The organism is Acinetobacter guerrae, from assembly GCF_009372255.1.
Lineage (GTDB): Bacteria > Pseudomonadota > Gammaproteobacteria > Pseudomonadales > Moraxellaceae > Acinetobacter > Acinetobacter guerrae.
The window spans coordinates 248,255-268,743 of record NZ_LXGN01000056.1; the positions used below are offsets into that span (position 1 = coordinate 248,255).

The 20,489-nt window shown below is 38.7% G+C and carries 17 protein-coding genes and 2 tRNA genes; 13 read left to right on the top strand and 6 right to left on the bottom strand.

What is annotated here, in order from left to right; all coding sequences use genetic code 11:
• Positions 1–93: 93 nt before the first annotated feature.
• From A7A69_RS14535 to A7A69_RS14545, 3 genes are read left to right on the top strand one after another with little or no spacing between them, the layout of a single operon-like run.
• Positions 94–1,044, top strand: a complete 951-nt coding sequence (locus A7A69_RS14535; protein ID WP_152878299.1) for a homoserine kinase — start codon at positions 94–96, stop codon at positions 1,042–1,044.
• Between the two features lie 11 nt (positions 1,045–1,055).
• Positions 1,056–1,685, top strand: a complete 630-nt coding sequence (locus A7A69_RS14540) for a DUF1294 domain-containing protein (protein WP_152878301.1) — start codon at positions 1,056–1,058, stop codon at positions 1,683–1,685.
• 32 nt (positions 1,686–1,717) lie between these two features.
• Positions 1,718–2,110, top strand: coding sequence for a DUF4870 family protein (locus A7A69_RS14545; RefSeq protein WP_120370119.1), 393 nt, complete (start codon positions 1,718–1,720; stop codon positions 2,108–2,110).
• A gap of 325 nt (positions 2,111–2,435) precedes the next feature.
• Here A7A69_RS14545 and A7A69_RS14550 read toward each other — a convergent pair whose 3' ends face one another.
• Complete coding sequence (locus A7A69_RS14550; protein ID WP_152878504.1) at positions 2,436–2,795, bottom strand: COG3415 family protein; 360 nt, start codon at positions 2,793–2,795, stop codon at positions 2,436–2,438.
• Positions 2,796–2,894: 99 nt separating this feature from the next.
• Here A7A69_RS14550 and A7A69_RS14555 point away from each other — a divergent pair, with 99 nt between their 5' ends.
• The 4 genes from A7A69_RS14555 to A7A69_RS14570 all read left to right on the top strand — a co-directional run bounded on the left by A7A69_RS14555 (position 2,895) and on the right by A7A69_RS14570 (position 11,905).
• Positions 2,895–4,223 (top strand): APC family permease, encoded by a 1,329-nt coding sequence (locus A7A69_RS14555; protein ID WP_152878302.1) that lies wholly within the window; start codon positions 2,895–2,897, stop codon positions 4,221–4,223.
• Positions 4,224–4,253: 30 nt separating this feature from the next.
• Positions 4,254–5,672 (top strand): NAD(P)/FAD-dependent oxidoreductase, encoded by a 1,419-nt coding sequence (locus A7A69_RS14560; RefSeq protein WP_152878304.1) that lies wholly within the window; start codon positions 4,254–4,256, stop codon positions 5,670–5,672.
• A gap of 146 nt (positions 5,673–5,818) precedes the next feature.
• Positions 5,819–7,516 (top strand): ATP-binding cassette domain-containing protein, encoded by a 1,698-nt coding sequence (locus A7A69_RS14565; protein ID WP_152878306.1) that lies wholly within the window; start codon positions 5,819–5,821, stop codon positions 7,514–7,516.
• Positions 7,517–7,915: 399 nt separating this feature from the next.
• A complete protein-coding gene (locus A7A69_RS14570) occupies positions 7,916–11,905 on the top strand; it encodes a Pls/PosA family non-ribosomal peptide synthetase (protein WP_152878308.1) in 3,990 nt (1,329 codons plus the stop codon).
• Between the two features lie 64 nt (positions 11,906–11,969).
• Here A7A69_RS14570 and hisA read toward each other — a convergent pair whose 3' ends face one another.
• The 4 genes from hisA to hisB form a co-directional block, all read right to left on the bottom strand.
• Positions 11,970–12,701, bottom strand: a complete 732-nt coding sequence (gene hisA / locus A7A69_RS14575) for a 1-(5-phosphoribosyl)-5-[(5-phosphoribosylamino)methylideneamino]imidazole-4-carboxamide isomerase (RefSeq protein WP_152878310.1) — start codon at positions 12,699–12,701, stop codon at positions 11,970–11,972.
• 133 nt (positions 12,702–12,834) lie between these two features.
• Entirely contained in the window at positions 12,835–13,350 is a 516-nt protein-coding gene (locus tag A7A69_RS14580) for a DUF805 domain-containing protein (RefSeq protein WP_152878312.1), read from the bottom strand.
• A 155-nt stretch (positions 13,351–13,505) separates the two neighbouring features.
• Positions 13,506–14,123, bottom strand: coding sequence for an imidazole glycerol phosphate synthase subunit HisH (gene hisH, locus A7A69_RS14585; protein WP_120370126.1), 618 nt, complete (start codon positions 14,121–14,123; stop codon positions 13,506–13,508).
• On the bottom strand, positions 14,123–14,716 hold the full coding sequence (gene hisB, locus A7A69_RS14590; protein ID WP_120370127.1) for an imidazoleglycerol-phosphate dehydratase HisB: 594 nt from the start codon (positions 14,714–14,716) through the stop codon (positions 14,123–14,125). The genes hisH and hisB overlap by 1 nt, the downstream gene beginning before the upstream one ends.
• 102 nt (positions 14,717–14,818) lie before the next feature.
• On the opposite strand from hisB, the gene A7A69_RS14595 reads away from it, so the two are divergent.
• From A7A69_RS14595 to A7A69_RS16660, 5 genes are all read left to right on the top strand, one after another.
• On the top strand, positions 14,819–15,208 hold the full coding sequence (locus A7A69_RS14595; protein ID WP_120370128.1) for a GNAT family N-acetyltransferase: 390 nt from the start codon (positions 14,819–14,821) through the stop codon (positions 15,206–15,208).
• A 98-nt stretch (positions 15,209–15,306) separates the two neighbouring features.
• Positions 15,307–15,382, top strand: a tRNA-Phe gene (locus A7A69_RS14600).
• 136 nt (positions 15,383–15,518) lie between these two features.
• Positions 15,519–15,594, top strand: a tRNA-Phe gene (locus A7A69_RS14605).
• Between the two features lie 118 nt (positions 15,595–15,712).
• Positions 15,713–16,438, top strand: coding sequence for a class I SAM-dependent methyltransferase (locus tag A7A69_RS14610; RefSeq protein ID WP_152878314.1), 726 nt, complete (start codon positions 15,713–15,715; stop codon positions 16,436–16,438).
• Between the two features lie 176 nt (positions 16,439–16,614).
• Complete coding sequence (locus A7A69_RS16660; protein ID WP_171500830.1) at positions 16,615–16,770, top strand: hypothetical protein; 156 nt, start codon at positions 16,615–16,617, stop codon at positions 16,768–16,770.
• A gap of 188 nt (positions 16,771–16,958) precedes the next feature.
• Here the strand turns inward: A7A69_RS16660 and A7A69_RS17065 are convergent, their stop codons facing one another.
• Complete coding sequence (locus tag A7A69_RS17065; protein WP_187349243.1) at positions 16,959–17,132, bottom strand: transposase family protein; 174 nt, start codon at positions 17,130–17,132, stop codon at positions 16,959–16,961.
• Positions 17,133–17,701: 569 nt separating this feature from the next.
• Here A7A69_RS17065 and A7A69_RS14630 point away from each other — a divergent pair.
• Positions 17,702–20,440 (top strand): type VI secretion system Vgr family protein, encoded by a 2,739-nt coding sequence (locus A7A69_RS14630; protein WP_152878316.1) that lies wholly within the window; start codon positions 17,702–17,704, stop codon positions 20,438–20,440.
• The last annotated feature ends 49 nt before the right edge of the window (positions 20,441–20,489 follow it).

Here is a 20,489-nt window from a genome sequence, read left to right on the forward strand (position 1 = left end):
GTCAAAATCAATAAAGTTCACGAGACATAACAGAATCTTGGTAAACTGTAGCGCTATTCTATCAAACTTATAATTGTTACACGCAGGTTTTCTATGTCGGTTTATACGCCGTTGAGTTTAGAACAAGTTCAAACATTTGCTTCGCCTTATGGATTGGAGGTTACGGACTTGATTCCAATTCAGGGAGGAATTGAAAACACCAATTATTTTTTAGTGACGCAGGACCATCAACAATACGTGTTGACCGTATTTGAAGAACTGGATTTGCAAGGCGCAAATGAATTGCCGCCAGTATTACAATATCTAGGTCAGCAAGATATTCCTGTTGCTGTACCTTTAAGTTATGCGGAACAATTTATCCATATTATTGCCGATAAACCTGCTCAAATTGCTCCAAGAATTGCAGGAAAGCATCCAATTCCACCAACACTTAAGCAAATATTTGCGCTTGGTCAAGCACAGGCACAGTTACATTTAGCCTTGCAGAATTTTCAATTTGAACGTCAAAGTTATCGAAATCACGCTTATTGGACAAGCGTTGCAGATCAGCTTAAAGCCTATATGAGTCAAGATGATCTAGAATTATTAGATCGTGTCTATCGCTTATTTAATCAGCAGCGTAAGCAACATTGTGATTTACCACAGGGTTGGATTCATTCCGATCTATTTCGTGATAATACTTTGTTTGAGGGTGAACAATTACAGGGAATTTTAGATTTTTCTGAAATGAATCATGATGATCTATTATTTGATATTGCCATTGCGATCAATGATTTTTGTACCGAACATCCGACAGTACAACTTAATTCAGATCAATTAAATGCATTTATTGAAGGCTATCAAACAGCTCGTACACTGACTTCAGATGAACAAGCATGTTTGAGGGTTTATTTGGCGATGGCTGCTTGTCGATTTTGGTTATTACGATTGCAAGTCGCGCAGCGTAATGCGCAGGAAGTGCGAGAGAGTGAAGATATTTTGCAAAAAAATCCTTTAGAAATGCGACAATTATTGCAAAACCGTTTAGCCGCTTTAACACATTAAGGAAAACCATCATGCGTGATCAGGGACGATTAATTGAATGGTTCGATGAAAAAGGTTACGGTTTTATTCAACCCAACGATGCAGATAAAGATCCTGTTTTTTTACATATCAAGGATTTTGCTCGTTCTGGGCCACGGCCAATCGTAGGCTGTGCGCTCGAATATGAGGTGATTCTGGATGAACGAGGACGTTATCGTGCCAAGCAAGTTATTTATTTAAAAGCGGCACAAACTCGTGCTTTAGCCGCAAATAAAAAACGTCCAGTTTCCACCGCTCATACATCTTCACTTAAGCCGATGCAAATCGCAGCAGCGGTTTATATTGTGGTTGTTGCCATTCTAAGCTTTATACACATATTACCTGCATATAGTTTTATCTTTATTGCGCTGATGAATGTCTTGAGTTATTGGTTGTATGCGCAAGATAAAGAAGCCGCGCAACTGGGAAATCGACGTGTGCCTGAGCAAACCCTACATGTTATTTCATTTCTTGGAGGATGGCCTGCGGCAGGGTTAGCGCAACAAAAATTGCGACATAAAACACAAAAACAACCATTTAGGAAAATTTATTTTTGTACCATAGTGTTAAACATACTTTTATTGTTATGGCTAATTTCTCCTTTAAATGTGATGTTGCGTTAGGAGATCAATAAAATAAATCAAAAGGTGCATTTATGAATTTTCCCTCAGAACAACTTCAATCCAATAAAACATTAACGCTAGTTCTTTATATTTTATATATTGCCGCAATTTTTAGTGCAGGTTTGTTGGCGGTAGTGGCTCTTATTATTAACTATGTGAAGCGTAGTGATGTTGAAGGGACATGGCTTGCCAGTCACTTCACTTGGCAAATTCGCACATTTTGGTGGTATTTGTTCTGGAACATTATTGCTTTTGTACCGTTCTTATTTTTATTTTTTACTGGTGATAATGATAACTTGTTTGCAGGTGTAGCCTTATCTGCGAGTACTTTTTGTGTGGTCGTGATTGGTGCTGCATGGATCTGGATTGTATATCGAGCTATTCGTGGTTTAATCGCATTGAATGATGGCAAGGCAATGTATTAATAATTTTGAAGTTTAGTTGAAAAGGGAAGCGAATCGCTTCTCTTTTTTTGCTTAATAAGAGTGCATTTTGAACGGTATTGGTACAATTTTCTGCGCTATTTTGAAAAAAGTGTCAAAAATAACTAAACATTTTTAATTTAATTAATTTACTTTTTTATTTATATAAAATTACATTTTTAATATTTTAACTTTACTTTTTTATTTATATAAAATTACATTTTTAATTTAATTAATTTACTTTTTTAATAAATAAAATTTACATATTTAATGTCTGAAGCTTACAAAATAATGCCGCTATTTTTAATCGATAAATTTTATATTTACGCTAACCATAGAAGCGCCCTTTACGGCGACGTAAACCTAAAACATGGATCGCACGTACCAATACTGCATAGGAAACTGAATAACCAAATTCTTGTTCAAATAAGGGAATTAAATCACTAATATTTTGAAATTTTGTATTTTTTACAAATACTTGGAATGCATACCAGTCTTTAATATGCGTGGGTGCACCGAGTTTTTTGGTCGGTTTGGGGTTCAAACTTCCTGTCTCTTCTTCAAGCTTAATCCATGCATCCAGTGTGACTCTTGAGATATTAAATTCTTTACAAACGGCAAGTTTATAGTCGGTTTTTTTATAGGCTGCAATTGCGGCTTTACGAGTTTCAATCGAGTAGCGTGGCATTTTATTCTCAACTTTGTTCAAAATAATTTTTTTATTATATGGCATAGTTGTTGCAAAAGAATAATAACTGAACATTATTTTATTGCGAGTTACAATAAAATGGAAAATGAAGAATTTTCAACCAGAAAGCTAAGCTTGTGGCAAGTGGTCATTGTCGGGATTGCTTATATGACGCCTATGACGGTGTTTGATACTTTTGGCATCGTTTCTGAAACCACAGATGGGCGAGTACCCATGGCCTATTTATTTGCGCTGGTGGCGATGTTATTAACTGCAATTAGCTATGCAAGATTTAGCCGTTGTTCAGAACGACCTGGTTCAGCCTATAGCTACACGGCTGAAAGTTGTGGTGCAACAGCGGGTTTCTTTGTGGGATGGTGTGCCTTACTGGATTATCTGCTTTTACCTTTGATTAATGCTCTACTGGCAGGTATTTATTTACATGCTTTGATTCCTGCGATGCCATATTGGTTCTGGGTGATGCTAGCAGCAGCTTTGGTCACATTGGTAAATTGTTTTCGAATCCAGATTTTGGCGAACTTGAGCTTATTATTTGTCTTTGCGCCGATTGCGCTAATGCTGGTATTTATTTATCTGGTGATTAAAGGAATAGGGACGTCCGAAGGCTATGAGCATGTGCTTACGCTTACTCCACTTTGGAATGGCAATACCCAACTCATTCCATTAATCGCAGGCGCATCGATTTTATGCTTTTCTTTTCTTGGTTTCGATGCAGTCACGACATTGTCACAGGAAACAGAGCAACCAAAAAAAGTGATTCCTCAAGCTGTGATTTTAACCACGTTGGCAGGTGGTGTTATTTTCATCAGCGCTTCATGGTTTATTCAGTTGTATTTCCCAGATAACACACGTTTTAAGCATCCAAGTGAAGCTTTGCCAGAAATTGTGTTGTATGTAGGCGGAGCTTTTTTTCAGGCTATCTTTCTATGCGGGCAGATTATGAATACGGTGGCTTCAGGTTTAGCAACCCATGCCAGTGCCGCACGATTAATTCATATTATGGGTAAAGACGGTATTTTCTATAAAAAGATTTTTGGAAGCTTTAACTCCAGATTAGGCACACCCTTGTATTCCGTTTTGGTCATTGGTGCGATTTCCATGACTGCAATGTTGCTAGATTTAGCAACGGTGGTCAGCCTCATTAGTTTTGGTGCGCTCATTGCGTTTACTGCGGTTAATTTCTCGGTCTTTATGCATTTTTACATCAAGAAAGGAGAGAACAAAGGCTGGAACAATATTTTTAAAAATCTTGTGCTTCCGATCTTCTCTGTCGCTGCCATTGTCTGTCTGTGGTTTAACCTCGATGCTGCCGCACTGCATTTTGGTTGTGTTTGGCTCAGTCTGGGAATTGCTATTTTTATCTATAAAAAATTGAGAAAGCAAAGTGTTGTCATGAGCAATGCTTAATGAATATCTGAATCAAAGTGAGTTGAACAAATGAAAAATCTGTTAATGAAACCCGTGCTGTTGAATGATGTGGAATTTAAAGTTAGCCAAGCTATGACAAGTGACAAAGAGTGGAACTGGATTGCTCCACAACATGGACATATCGAGCATGCTGCCAATTATTATGAAAGTTCTCTGGCAGATTGGCATCAATTTGAAAGTTTACAAACTGATCTTGAGTGTGATGTCTTGGTCATTGGTGGAGGCTTACTTGGTGCATCTACAGCATTACATCTGGCTGAACAAGGCATTGATACCGTTTTAGTTGAAAAAAATCGGATAGGGAGCGGTGCTTCGGGACGTAACGGCGGGCAACTTACTCCAGGTCTTGCACGTTGGGAAGCCGAAGAAATGATTGAGCAACTTGGCCATGCCGATGCCAAAAAATTATGGCAGTTTACTTCAACCGAAGCTATGCATTTGATTGATTCAATTCTGGAGCGTTATCAAATCGATGTGGCGCGCAAACATGGGCATATTACCGCCGCAGTACATGAAGGACATTTGGTTGCATTGACACAAGGAGCAGATGCCCGAAAATATCTGGGTGAAAACCATACTCAGGTGGTGGGTAAACATGAACTTTATGAATATGTGAAGTCCGATCGTTATTTTGGGGGATTAGTTGATACCTTAGGCGGGCATATTCATCCTTTAGCATTCAATCGTGGGCTGATTTATGGATTTTGTCAGCAAGGTGGGCAAGTGTATGAACATACCGAAGTGGTCTCGATACAAGAACGGGAGGATGGGATTTATGTTCAGACCACGACAGGATGCATTAAAGCGCGAAAAAGTGTGGTATTGGCCGTTCATCATGCTTCTTTTAAATTGCTGGAACAAAAAAAACAAACCACTATTCCATTTTATACCTATGTCTGTACCACAGCGCCACTTAGAGTTGAATTGAATCAATTATTGCCACAGGATCATCCTGTGTATGACACCCAATTTCAAATTGATTATTACCGTGGGGTTTCCAATAATCGCCTACTCTTTGGTGGACAAGGTACAGGAACCTGCTGGAATGCTGAGAAAACAGCACAATATTTGAAAAGCCGTATATTGCATGTGTTTCCACAACTTGAACAGGTCGAGCTAGATTTTGTCTGGAGTGGCACAACTGATCTGACTATCAATGGCGCAACCGATAGCCGTAAATCAGGTCATAAATTTCCTTTGTATGCTGTACATGGTTGGAGCGGTCATGGCGTAGCGCAAACTGTCCGAATTGGGAAAGCCATCGCAGATGATTTTTGTGGGCAGTCAGATGACTTTGAGATGCTTACAAAGATTCAGCATCAAGATATTCTGTGGGGCAGAGCCTTAGCACCTCTTGTTATTCCAATGGCGAAAGGGTTTTATGGCGTTGGTGCTGCGATGAATCCAGGCAAAATGGTATCGTTCTAATCTAAAAGCAGGCTTGACTCAGGCAATATGAACTGAAATATATTGCCTGATCTGTGATTATACCAGTGTATAACGTACTGCCTGAGACAGGCTTATTGTGTTAATTTATATCCAAAATTAATTGAAAATAATAACGCCTCATATTTATGAATACACCAAAACATCTTGAATTTATAAAGAATTATTACTTTTCCTGTCAACTTGCCATGCAGCGATATCCACGCTTGAGATTAGACTTTATCTTGATGTTTTTACTGGTGGTCTTCGTTGCGATATTTGGGACCTTGTTTCCCTATCTCATGAAGTTACTGGTCGATCAGGTTGAAAAAAATCATCATATTGAAATTGCTCATTTGTTTAGTATAGAAAAACTCTATTTACTGGTGCTGGCTTATGCCGCAGCATGGCTCATGTCGCAATTGCTATCATGGTGTCAAAATTTATTTAGCATGATCATGTCTGTAAACTTTGAGACAGCGCTGATGTATTCAGGAGTCGAAAACTTTTTAGCCTTGCAAAAAAAGCATCAAGATCAAACGGAAATAGGCGCATTACTGACCGACTTGCAACGTGGGGCATTGGCGATGACCGAAATGACGTTTGCTTTTTTTATGTTATTAGGGCCAATTATATTTCAACTTTTATTTATTTTTGCTGTGTTGTTTAAAACGATTAATATCGTTTTTAGTGCGTGTTTTGTGGGGTCTGCCCTCATTATTTTTATTGTCTCTATTTTAATTAGTAAAAAGAGTAGTGGCTATTTTAATGAAATTTATCAGGGACGTAATTTAATCAATACGGCTATTTTAGAAAAAGTATCCCAAAGTTATGAAATTAAAATTAAACACTCACAAGTTTATGAACAGAATCGTTTAAAACAAAGTTTATCAAGCTATGCAGTCATCGTAAAAAAAACCAATCTTCGTATTGGTGGATTAATGATGATGCAGGTTCTTTTAATTTTTCTTTTTTTACTCGGATTTATGTTTTACACCGCCTATATTTCACAACATCAGCAAATTAGTTCAGGAGATTTTGTACTGATTAGCACCTATATTATCCAGTTGACTCTGCCCTTTTTGATGGTTTCGCAAAGCCTGATGCGGGTGAATGGCAATATTGTAGCGCTGAAAACTTATCGACAATATTTTGATTTAACGCGTGAGCATTATCAGCCTTGGGCATCAACAGCGTCTAGCACTTCTGTTTTATATCAATTTGAAGATGCCACACTGAACTTGGGTAAACATGAGATACAGCATTTTAATTTACAGCTAATGGCTGATACTCATTATGCGATTATAGGTCAGACAGGTTGCGGGAAAACTTCACTTATCAACTATTTAATTGGGATTTCAAAGATTAAATCTGGGCGACTTTATTATCAGGATTTGGATATTTCGGTACATTTTTCTGAAGAAATTTTTAATCAAGTCAGTTTTGTCGGGCAGCATGCTGTTATTTTTTCTGGCAGTTTAAAAGACAATCTGGTTTATAATAGTCCTTATGATTATACAGATGCTGAATTGATAAAATGGCTAAAAAAATTTAAATTAAACTCTATTCTTGAAAAGAATCAACTGACATTAAATGATGATATGGGAGATTTATATAAAAATTTTTCAGGGGGCGAAAAACAGCGAATAAGTATTTTACGTGGAGTTTTAAGGCAACCGCAATTATTGATTTTAGATGAGCCAACGTCAGCATTAGATACCAGTACTGCGCTAGAAATTATTGAAATGCTTAAAAAGCAAATACAATCATTGGTGATCGTTACACATTCACAGCAATGTATTGATCTAATGGATGAAATTATTGATTTGGATCGGCAATTTATCTAAGCTGTTTAAAACAGCGCATTATCATTAAATGAGGCAGATGAGAAATTGTATTCAGATGCTTTAAAATGTCAAAGCAAGTAAATAATTCACATTATTTTGTAATGATGATTCCATAATTTCTGCTATATTTTATTAATTATTATAAATAACAATATCTTATGATTTTTAATTTTAAGAAAAATTAAAGTAGACATTCTCATTTTTTAATCATTCATTAAGCCATTCTACATAGCATCTCAGGAAACAATAAACCTGAATAAGAAAATTAATTTTTAGGTCATTGTTTTCAATTTATATGTTTCTAATTGATTGCATATAAAAATACAAGAGTTTTATCCCGAACTTTGGTTTAGCAAAGATTTGAGATAAATAACGCGATGGCGAACATCTGGACATCTTATGAATGCAATTATTCATGCTACCTCTGTGATACGCGGCGATCAACGACCAGAGTTTATTCTAACTGAAGTCCTTTCAGACATTTTAGACCATACAGCCAACCAATATCCTACGCATATTGCCCTGATTGATCAGGATCGACAGATCAGTTATGCCCAATTGCAACAACAAGTTGATCAGATTGCACAACAGCTTATTCAGCGTGGTGTCAAAGCGGGAGATCGAGTAGGTCTATGGTTGCCCCGTGGTGCAGATTTACTCATTGCACAAGCGGGTATTTGTAAAGCAGGGGCCGCGTGGCTACCTTTTGATATGGATGTTCCTGTCGATCGTATTCAGATCTGTCTGGATGATGCGCAGGCAGTCGGAATTGTCACCAGTCAGGATTGGGCAACTTTACTTAATCAACTGGAACAAACGATCTGGACATCAGATGAACTGAATCAACCGAGCAAGCAACCGATTATTCAACAACGTGCGGCGCAAGATGATGCGGCTTATATTATTTATACGTCTGGTTCAACGGGTAAGCCAAAAGGGATTGTGATTGAGCAACGCAATATCTGTCACTTCCTGCGTTCAGAAAATTCAGTTTTGGGTGTACGTCACGAAGACAAAGTCTATCAGGGTTTTTCTGTGGCTTTTGATATGTCCTTTGAGGAAATCTGGATTTCTTATTTGGTCGGTTCCACAATCTGGATTGCCCCCAAAGATTTAGTGACTGATCCTGAGCGTCTATGTAAAACCCTTCAACAGGAAAATATTACAGTTTTACATGCAGTGCCAACTTTACTGGCATTATTTCCAGAAGATGTGCCGAATTTAAGAATCATCAATCTAGGGGGTGAAATGTGTCCCGAAGCTTTGGTGGCACGTTGGGATTTACCGCATCATCAGATTTTTAATACCTATGGCCCGACTGAAACAACTGTCACCTCAAGTCTGGCACGTGTTTATGCCAATGAACCTGTCACGATTGGCGTGCCATTGCCCAACTATGGCATGTTAGTCTTAAACGATCAGCTTGAGTTGTTAGCGCAGGGAGAGGTGGGCGAACTTTGTGTGTTTGGCCCAAGTGTAGGGCGTGAATATCTAGGACGTCCAGAGTTAACAGCCGAAAAATTTATTGATAATAGATGGGCACAAAATGAGCATGAGCTTAAACTGTATCGCACAGGAGATTTAGCTCGACTAGATGAAAATGGTCAAATTCAGTGTTTAGGTCGTGCTGATGATCAGGTCAAGATTCGAGGTTTTCGTGTTGAACTGGGTGAAATTGAAGCGGCGCTGTGTGATTTAAATGGAATTGGTACAGCGGCTGTGGTTTTACGCCGTGATGACGAAATGGATCAGCTAGTGGCTTTTATTGTTTTGGATCAGGAGGCTAAAAACCAGATTCAGGTGAAAGATATTCGTGCATATCTCAAAGCGCGTTTACCTGTATATATGATTCCAAATCGATTTGAAATTGTAGAGCAAGTTCCGCGTTTATTGTCGGGTAAAATTGATCGAAATGCATTACGTAAGATTGAGCTGACCACAAGCGTTGAAAAAGAAATTTCAGATGAGCCACAAAATGAAGCAGAACATATTTTGTTTGGTATTTTACAGAAATTATTTCCTAACCAAGCGATACGTTTAAGTGCAGATTTTTTTGATGATCTGGGTGGGCATTCACTTTTGGCAGCCGTACTTACCTCTGAACTGCGTGAATATCCTGAATATGCGCAAATCACGATCCAGAATATCTACCAAAATCGAAAAGTTGGTGCAATTAGCCAGTTTATGCTGGCTCAGACCAAACAGCAGCAAATGCGCGAAGTCGGCAGTTATGAAATAAATTCACTTAGTCGAATTCTTTGTGGTACAGCACAGTTATTTGCTATTCCTGTATTGATTGCGCTTACTATGTTGCAATGGCTTGCCCCATTCTTTAGTTATCACTATTTTACAGGTAGTCCAACAGATAGCATCCCCAATGCAATTGCGATTTCATTAGGTGTTTATGTCGCGAGTATCATTGCCAGTTTTGCAATTTCAATCTTAGGTAATCGGCTTTTATTGAGCGGTATTCAGGCAGGGCAATATCCACTTTGGAGTAGAACATATTTCCGTTGGTGGCTTGCCGATCGTTTGACTAATATTTCACCCGTTTACTTGTTGGCAGGTTCGAGCTTAAATCGTCTGTATTTACGCGCACTTGGCGCTAAAATTGGTCAGAATGTTCATGTAGGTTCAGTCTTTGTACGGATGCCCGCATTATTGCGTATTGATCATGGTGTCAGTGTTGGTTCGCATGTAAATCTGGAAAATGCCAAAGTAGAGCAGGGACATCTTGTTTTGGGAACGATTCATTTAAAACAAGAAAGTTATGTTGGTTCTTACAGCGTGTTAGAGGAAAATACCTGTCTTGAGGATTATGCACATTTAAAAGCACTTTCAGCACTGGCAAATGGACAAACTATTCCTGCACACGAAATCTGGGATGGCACACCTGCCAAATATCATAGCCATATCAATGTTGAGACATTATTACCACGCGAAAGAGTGAGTCGTGTACGTCAAACGCTGGAGCCATTGTATTATGGTGTCAGTGGTCTTGTGATTGCTTGTTTGTTCTTTATCCCGATTTTTCCAAGTTTTATTTTAGTAGATTGGTTTGATATTAAATATTTCAGTGATTGGGAAAGCCATCATATTGTGATGACAGCACTGCATTATTTCCTACTCGCAATTCCAGCCAGTGCGCTGATGATTGTGGCAACCGCATTATTTGCAGCATTTATACGAAAACTCATATTGCCAAGTTTAAAAGCTGGAACTTATTCGTTACATAGCATGACGTATTATCGCAAATGGTTTGCGACCCAGATTCTGGAAACCAGTTTGCAAACCTTGCATGGTTTATTTGCAACTGTATATGCGCCAGCATGGTTCCGTTTACTGGGTGCAAAAGTGGGGAAAGACAGTGAAATTTCAACTGCAACAGGTGTCGTGCCTGAATTATTAACATTGGGTGATGAAAGTTTTATTGCTGATGCCGTGATGCTAGGCGATGAAGAAATTACCCGTGGCTGGATGATCTTACAGCCTACGACCGTAGGCCGCCGTAGCTTTGTTGGAAATAGTGCATATATTGCTGACGGAACAAATTTGCCCGATGGTGTGCTGATTGGTGTTCAATCAAAAATTCCTGAAAAGGATCAATTACAAAGTGGTGAAACATGGTTTGGTTCACCTGCATTACGCTTACCAGCGCGTGAAACGATGGCAGATTTTCCCGAACATCTGACTTTTAAACCAAGTGCTGCACGTCGTATGATGCGTGGATTTATTGAAAGTTTGCGTATTGTCCTACCTTCTGCTTTTGCAATTGGTGTCGGGTATATGATCGTCTTATCCGTGATTGATACCGTTGTCGCAAAAGGCTGGTTTTATGGCTTACTGGCTTTAACTTTATCGGGCATTTTGTATGGTGTTGCCAGTTTCTTTTTGATTGTGATTTTAAAATGGGCGTTTATTGGTCGTTATAAAACTCGTTCAGCTCCGATGTGGACAATGTTTGTCTGGCTAAGTGAGGGCATTACTAGTTTATATGAATCGATTGCCATTCAAAACTGCCTAAACTACGTGCGTGGTACGCCATTCTTGCCACCGCTATTGCGTTTATTGGGTGTAAAAGTTGGTAAAAATGTTTATCTGGATACCGCAGATATCACTGAGTTTGATTGTGTGAGCATTGGTGACTATAGCGAACTGAATAGTTTTAGTGGCCCTCAAACGCATTTGTTTGAAGATCGGATCATGAAAATCGGTGAGGTCAAAATTGGCAGTCATGTCACTGTACATTGTCGCAGTATCGTACTTTATAATGCGGAAGTTGCTGATCAGACTCTACTTGGGCCATTGACGCTCGTGATGAAAGGCGAAAAAATTCCAACTAAATCTGCATGGATTGGATCACCTGCCCAACCTTGGGTAAATGGTTAATCCCAGTTTAAATTTAGGTAAAAAAAATGGGCGAAGATATCGCCCATTTTTTTACTTTAATTTTCTAAAAAGATTGTTCATCCAGTAAAAGCTGTGCTTCACGTAAACTTAAACTGCCCTCATAAATGGCACGACCCGTAATTGCACCTAAAATACCAGGCTGACCTTTGAGTAAACGCACATCTTCAAGATTGGTCACACCACCAGAAGCAATCACAGGTAACCCAGAGTATTGAGCCAGAGTTACAGTTTGTTCGACATTGACACCTTGCATCATGCCATCACGAGCAATGTCAGTATAAACAATACTAGATACACCCGCATCGGCAAAACGTTTGGCTAAATCTATTGCTTTGACATCAGTTACATTCGCCCAACCATCTGTTGCAACTAAACCATCTTTGGCATCAATCCCAACAATGATGTGTCCTGCAAACTGCTTACAGGCTTGTTCAACAAACTCAGGATCTTGAACGGCTTTTGTACCAATAATGACAAAAGATACACCTGCATCCAGATAGTGTTCGATCGTCTCAAGCGAACGAATACCACCACCAATCTGAATCGGTAATTCTGGCTGTGCTCTGGCAATGGCTTCTACAACAGGTTTGTGAATAGGTGTACCCGCGAAAGCACCATTTAAATCAACCAAATGCAAACGGCGCGCGCCTTCATTCACCCAATGCTGTGCAGTTGCGACTGGATCATCTGAAAATACCGTATCATCTTCCATACGGCCTTGCTTTAAACGGACACACTTACCATCTTTCAGGTCAATTGCAGGGATGATCAGCATGCTTTCGCTCCTTGCTTCATCTGGGAAATAAAAAATTGCCTCATCTTAGCAAACTCTATCGTAATTGCTAAGTCAGCAGTGTGAAGATTTCGTTTCTAATCCAGATGATTTTTCAATTGTTTAGTCATTTTGCTTATTGTAGATAGTGTTGATATTCAGGAATTATCAAAGCTGCTGCCAAACCAATGAGGATGCCAACAGGCACCAAAATAATATAAATCCATCCTAAAGTTCTTTCCCATGCACAAGTTGTACGTACAGGGCCAAAATCATTTAATCGTTCATTACCTTTGGCACAAAGTAAATAAATCATAAAAATAATATTCACCAATGGCACGAGATAAAGTAAAGATAACCATCCATTTTGATTTCGATCATGTAAACGACGAACAATAAAAACAAAATTATAGTAAAGGAAAAAAATATAGAGACTGCCGATGGAGAAAAACATGAATAGCGAAAATTGTGAAGAAGGTGTGACCTGACGCTGACTCATTTGGTAAATACCAAAGCCAAGGGCAAGGCAAGCCATTATAAAAAATAAACTGCTGATCAAAGTCCATGCAGCATAAGATAGACGGCCAAAACGACCATGTGAACTGAGCGGAGAATCATTGGCTAGGTGAGTCCCCTGAACCGAAGAACGCATTGTGATTTCCCTAAAAATAGTCTTTTATTTTAATAAAACAATAGTGAGACTAAGTATAAGGTATAAAGTAAAAATATAAAGTAAATAAAAGTATTTGTATTTTTTGTGATGAAATTAAAAGATCAAGCCAATAGTTTGGCTTGATCTCGATATGACTAAATGTCCCATTCCACAAAATTTTTAAGAAGTTGTAAGCCCGCAGTATGACTTTTTTCAGGGTGAAATTGGGTAGCAAACAGATTGTCCTGATGAATCGCAGTACAAAATGCAAGTCCATAATTACAGGTCGCTGCAATTAAGTCACTTGTTTGAGGTTCAACATAATAACTATGCACGAAATAAAAACGTGCATCCTGTTCAATGTTATTCCACATAGGATGAGAAGGATCTGCCTGATGTACCTGATTCCAGCCCATATGTGGCACTTTTAAACCTTCAATTTCAGGAAAATGCTTCACCTGACCCGCAAAAATCCCAAGAGCATCTGTACCGCCATTTTCTTCAGAACGTTGCATGAGCGCCTGCATACCGACACAAATAGCTAAAACGGGTTTATTAAAAGCAGCCTGACGCACCACTTCATCAATCCCTGCTTCATGCATGCCTTGCATACAATCACGCATAGCCCCAACACCAGGGAAAACAATTTTATCTGCTTTGGCAATCAATTTAGGATCATTGGTAACATCTACAGTCGCACCAACATGCTCTAGCGCTTTGGCGGCCGAATGCAGATTTCCCATACCATAATCAAGTAGAGCAATGCGAGTCATTACAGGCTACCTTTGGTTGAAGCAATGGTTCCTGATGCACGTGGATCAACTTCACAGGCCATGCGGAGTGCGCGTGCAAATGCTTTAAAGACACTTTCAATCTGGTGGTGGCTATTTTTGCCTTTGAGGTTATCAATATGCAAAGTCATGAGCGCGTGATTGACAAAGCCCTGAAAAAATTCCGAGAACAAATCTACGTCAAAACTTCCAATACGAGCGCGTGTAAATGGAATATCCATAAATAAACCAGGACGACCTGACAAATCTACAATCACACGAGACAAAGCTTCATCTAAGGGTGCGTAAAAGTGCCCATAACGTCGTAAACCTTTTTTATCGCCCAAAGCCTGTGCAAATGCCTGACCAAGCGTAATTCCGCAATCTTCAACTGTGTGGTGATCATCGATTTCTAAATCACCGTCACAATGAATATCAATATCAAATAAACCATGACGCTTGATTTGATCAATCATATGGTCTAAAAATGGAACTCCAGTGTTCAGTGTGCCCTGACCAGAACCATCAAGGTTCAAACGAACTCGAATTTTGGTCTCATTGGTATTTCTTACCACTTCACTGATACGCTCTGTCATGGACACGTTCCTCAAAAAACGTTAAAAATGATGAATATAAAGATCAATTCGCTGTGGCAAAATAAAGTCACAGCATTATCGCTTGCTCTGGAGGGTTAACCCATGCCTATAACCGTACATGCTTATACTTCACTCGAAAACGAAGAAATGCGCAGCCAGCTTGAGCGACTGTATGACACAAGTCCTGAATTTGGCGATGGGCAAGATGCGGTTGAGCAGCTAGAACAAAATCTGGCGCAGTATACCACGGTCTATACAGCTGAATTTAACACCAAGATTATAGGTGCAATCTGGTGTACAGGACAAGGTGAAAGCAAGATTCTGGAATATATTGTTGTACATCCTGCCAATCGGGGCAGAGGTGTGGCTGAACGACTAGTGAGTGAAGCTTGTCGACTGGAAGAAGAAAAAGGAGTCAAATTCTTTGAGCCAGGCTGTGGTGCGATTCACCGTTGTCTTGCACATATTGGTAAATTATCTGTTCAGGGCTAATCTTTTAGTGAAATGCTGCTGTAAATTTAAACATTCAAGCAAAAAAATCTCAGTGCTGCTTGACTGAAACACTTGAACATTGTTTAATACGCCACATCGGCGCGATAGCTCAGTCGGTAGAGCAACGGATTGAAAATCCGTGTGTCGGCAGTTCGATCCTGCCTCACGCCACCATATTTAAAACCTTATTTGTGTTTTCAATCCCTGATTCCCATCAGGGATTTTTTTTGAGTAAAAAAAAGACATTCAATGAAAAAGTTACTGATTTTGATTGACTAATTAGACAGGATACGGCTTAATACACGCCATCGGCGCGATAGCTCAGTCGGTAGAGCAACGGATTGAAAATCCGTGTGTCGGCAGTTCGATCCTGCCTCACGCCACCATATTCAAAAAACCCTAAACATTGTTTAGGGTTTTTTTTGTCTAACAATTTAAGCCCTATTGGTTATTTTTTATTTTATAGTCAAAGATAAGGAAGATATTCGATAAAGGAACTGAGTAATGAAGGATTTGTTCTCAGCACAGAGTCAGCTTTATCAACAGGCTAGACCAGTTTATCCACAGGCTGTAATTCAGGAGCTACTCAAGCACGTACCTTCGCGCGAATTTGCTTGGGATTGTGGTGCAGGCTCTGGGCAGTTCACTCAGTTGTTAGCCCCGTATTTTGATCAGATTGTGGCAACTGATCTGAGTGCCAATCAATTACAACACGCTCCTTATTTTGAAAATGTCAGTTATCAAGTACAGGCTGCTGAGAAAAGCATTTTTCCAGCACAATGCTTTAATCTCATTACTGTTGCACAAGCGATTCACTGGTTTGATTTCGATGCTTTCTATGCTCAAGTTAAACGTACTTTAAAGTCTGATGGTTTGTTTGCGGTATTAGGTTATGCTTTGATTGAAGTCGATCAGACAGAGCTTAATGAATCGATCCAGTATTTATACTATGTAACGCTCAAGGACTATTGGGATGCCGAACGTCATTATATTGATGAGCATTATCGAACTATTCCCTTTCCATTCAAAGAAATTAGAATGCCTGAGTTTAAAATTGAATTGAAATGGTCTTATGAGCAATTGATTGATTATTTAAATACTTGGTCTGCGGTAAAACATTATCTAAATAAAAATCAGAAAAATCCAGTGCAGATGATCTTAAAACCTGAACGGTTTGAAGGATATATCGCTGTCAGTTTTCCAATTCTTTTACGGGTAGGGATACTATAGTTTAAGAAAATATTATATTTAAAAAATATCATTTGAATCTGTTGTTTATATTTTTTCAACTCGTAAATTGCGTGTATTTTCTATAAAATCTGATCGTTAAAATAATAGATCTCTTTCATAAATCAAAAATTAGTCATCTTTTGATTAATATTTGTACTGTAGATTTTCTGGTATTCGTGCATAACCGTATTTATGAAGAACGTGGCGAGTTAAATTTCTCTGAAAAATTCCAAAAAAGTAAGCAAGATAAAATCCAGTGGTTGATTGATCATCAAGAAGAACTACTGGATACACAGTATAAATACCCTGATAGCCTTTATCTGCAAGAATAAATGAGCTTTTGGAGACTAAATGCAGATTGCGTTTAAACAGTTCAAAGTCATATACTGGTGCATAAACTGAGTATTTGCTGCGTTTTATAGTGAATGAACGCCTGCACTTTAAAGGTGTAAGTCTTTTTCTTACCACTATAGCAACTCGATTGTTTTTTTAGGCTTTTGAATTGGAATTTCAGTGGCATCTACAATTCAACATTCCAGTCTATGCCTTCACCTTCGGGGATATCCTTAGGTAAATTAAACAAACCTGACTGAATTAAACTATCTTCAACTTGACGAACAATTCTGGAAGGTGTCGGCTCTGATACACCATAGCTTGTAGCAACATGAAATAAGGTTCGGTATTCCTTCCCAATAGCTTAAACAGAGTAAAACTTGATCTTCAAGGCAGAGTTTTGGAGTTCTGCCTTTAGAAGTAATCTGCATTTGTTCAACCATTAGAGAAAATGTTGAACGAGATATGCCTGTATAACGTTTAAACTGAGAATCAGAGAGCTTCTTTGAGTCGAGATATTTCATCGGTTGATTATGTTTGAAAAGCATAAATTTTGCAGGATGAATATTGAACAAAAAGATGAGCATTTTTTGATTTATGAAAGAGGTCTAATACTTGGGTTCGATCTGTTCAGATTACCAGAGTTTTGATTTCCAACAATAGAACACTGAGAAAATTGAAGATTTTTTCGGATAATGCCGTGATCATTTAAACGTCAATTTAATTTTAGATACAATTCAAGATGGATTAATCAAGTATTTATAAATTTGATTGTAGGACCGAACTAAAACGCAAAACTAAGGCATCTCCCCTTATTTAATTTCTATAATCTAGATTGTTTTTTATACTAAAAATAAAGTGGGAAGTGACAAGATTTGTACGTCCCCTTTTTCTAAGATAGGAATAAATAACAGACACCGCGAAAAAACCATGCTGCATAATATTTACAATATATTAGATAAATTAAGCATTGGAACAAAAAAAAGCGCCATTAGCGCACAATTTTCTAATTCACAACTCAATTCTCAAATGATGCTACAGCGCATTGATGGTTACCATGGTGTGAATGAAGGATTGTCAGCAGAATTAATCTGCCTATCAACGAATCCATTCATAGAACTTAAGCAGTTCATTGGCTGCCAAGTGGCAGTGGATCAAGTGACTGACTCAGGTAGATTGTTTAGAACAACTGGTATTATCACAGGTGCTTCGCAAGGACAATCTGATGGTGCTTTGAGTCTATACCGCTTGACAATGCAAGACCCAACAAGCTTATGGCATAAACGACGTAACAGTCGTGTATTCATGAATAAGAATGTTGTTGAAATTATTGAAGTAATTTTCAAAGAATGGCAGTCTATAAGTTCATTATTTGCTTCAAGTTTAAAACTAGACACGAGTGGTTTAACCAAGACTTATGATATCCGTCCATTTTCGATGCAGTCAAACGAAAGCGATTATGCATACCTAACCCGATTAATGCGTGAGGAATCAATTAATTGGCTTATTGATGAGGCTAGTTATATTGTATCGAGTAATAGCCAAAGTATTGAAGCACAAAAACTACGTTTAATTGATGATAACGCTCAATTTCAATCGCTTGAGCGTAGAACCATTCGCTACCATCGTTCAAATGCGACTGAACAATATGACAGTATTACTAGTTTTATCGCACAACGTAGTTTACAACCTACAGCGATACACGTACAGCGTTGGCAAGCTGATAGCTTAAGTCAAGAAGATGCCAGTGGATCAGTACTCAGTTCACATAAACACAGTTCCAATAGGGACAATGAAAGTTTAAGCCTAGAACAAGCATGGAGTATCTCCCCTGCATGGATCAGTGATCTTAAAGGTAAAGATCAAGCCACAAAATCAGCCAATAATCAACTTGATAAGTTGAATAAACAAATGAACCAGTACCAAGCCTTACAAGCCAAATACTTCACAGCACGCAGCAGTGTCCGTGATAGTCAAGTCGGTTACTGGTTTCAACTCTCCGATCATCCAGAGCTTGAAAAAAATCATAGTTCGGATGATCGTGAGTTTTTGATACTAAATAAGCACTTTTACAATCAAAACAACATTCCGAAAGACATCAAAGATCAAGTTGAAAATTTGCTTATACTCAGTCATTGGCAAACAAGTAAAGACAGCGAACAAGAACGTCAAGCCAATGAATTGATGGTGGTGCGTAGAAGTATTGCCGTTGTTCCTGAATATGATCCTCTACAACATCGCGCTACTGCATATGTACAAAGAGCCAAAGTCACTACAGATGGTGAAGAAATTCATGTGGATGAATGGGGACGGATTAAAGTTCGTTTCTTATTCACCCGTACAGATGATCATCATCATGATGGTGGTGCAGGTTCAAATGACAATGATACCGACTCAGCTTGGGTGGATGTGCTTACCCCTTGGGCGGGTGAAGGCTACGGTGCTAGATTCTTACCGCGTAAAGATGAATTGGTTGTAATTGACTTCTTTGATGGAAATATAGATCGGCCATTCGTTACTGGTCGAATCCATGAAGCAGAGCGAAATCCAACTAAGTTTGATATCAAAGGACAATTGCCCGATACCAAAAAACTCAGTGGTATTCGTTCAAAAGAAGTAAATGGTGAAGGATTTAATCAACTTCGCTTTGACGATACTACTGGACAGATCAGCGCACAATTACACAGTAGTCATGGAGTAACACAGCTTAACTTAGGAAATTTGAGCCATCCGAAAGAAATCGCGACAAGTGAGGGTCGTGGTGAGGGATTTGAATTACGTTCAGATGCTCATGGTGCTATACGTGGTGGTAAAGGCATACTCATCACTACAACTGTTTCAGAAAATGCAAAAGGCAAACATCTAGATCGTGCTGAAATTCAAGCAAATCTAAAAGTTACACATGTCACAAATGAAGCTATTAAAAAAGCTGCAACTGCCCATCTGGTGGATGATCCGGAAATTGAACAACATGTAGAACTTGAATCCACACTTCCAGAATGGAGCGATTCAGATTCAACACAATATTTAATCGCTCATTCTGCAGATACAATGCTTCTGGACAGTCAAAAAGGCATATTAACTCAAGCTCAAGCCAACATTGATACTAGTACCCCAAGTAGTGTTCAATTCTTTGCAGGTCGCAACTTCTTAGCAAATGCTCTTGAAAAAATAAGTATTTTTGCAAAAACGGCTGGAATAAAAATTAAAGCGGGTAAAGGTCCAGTCGAAATTCAGGCCCAAGATGATGTGATGACAATTTCCTCTCAAGAGCTTATGCATGTCTATGCGGTGAATGATTATGTAAAAGTTGAGAGTGGCAAGGGTGTTTTAATCACTGCTGGTGGCGGATATATCAAACTCGAAGGTGGCAATATTGATATTGCGTGTCCGGGTTTGATGACACTAAAGGCTGGTCAAATTAAAACTATGAGTGGTGCTTCTTTATCTAGTGATCTTGCCGCAATGCCACAATTACAGATGGATTATGATGAGCAATATATCGTTAAAAATAGAACTGGAAAACCTTTGCCAAACATAAAATATAAAATGACAACAGCAGATGGCAAAGTGGTCACTGGCGTGACCGATAGTGAGGGTAAGACCGAAAAAGCTACGTCACTATCAATGGGTAAAGTGGTGCTAGAGATTTTAGGACACGCAGATTAAAGAAAATATTTTAAATTGAGCTTTTTAACAGATTTTAATAAAACATTAA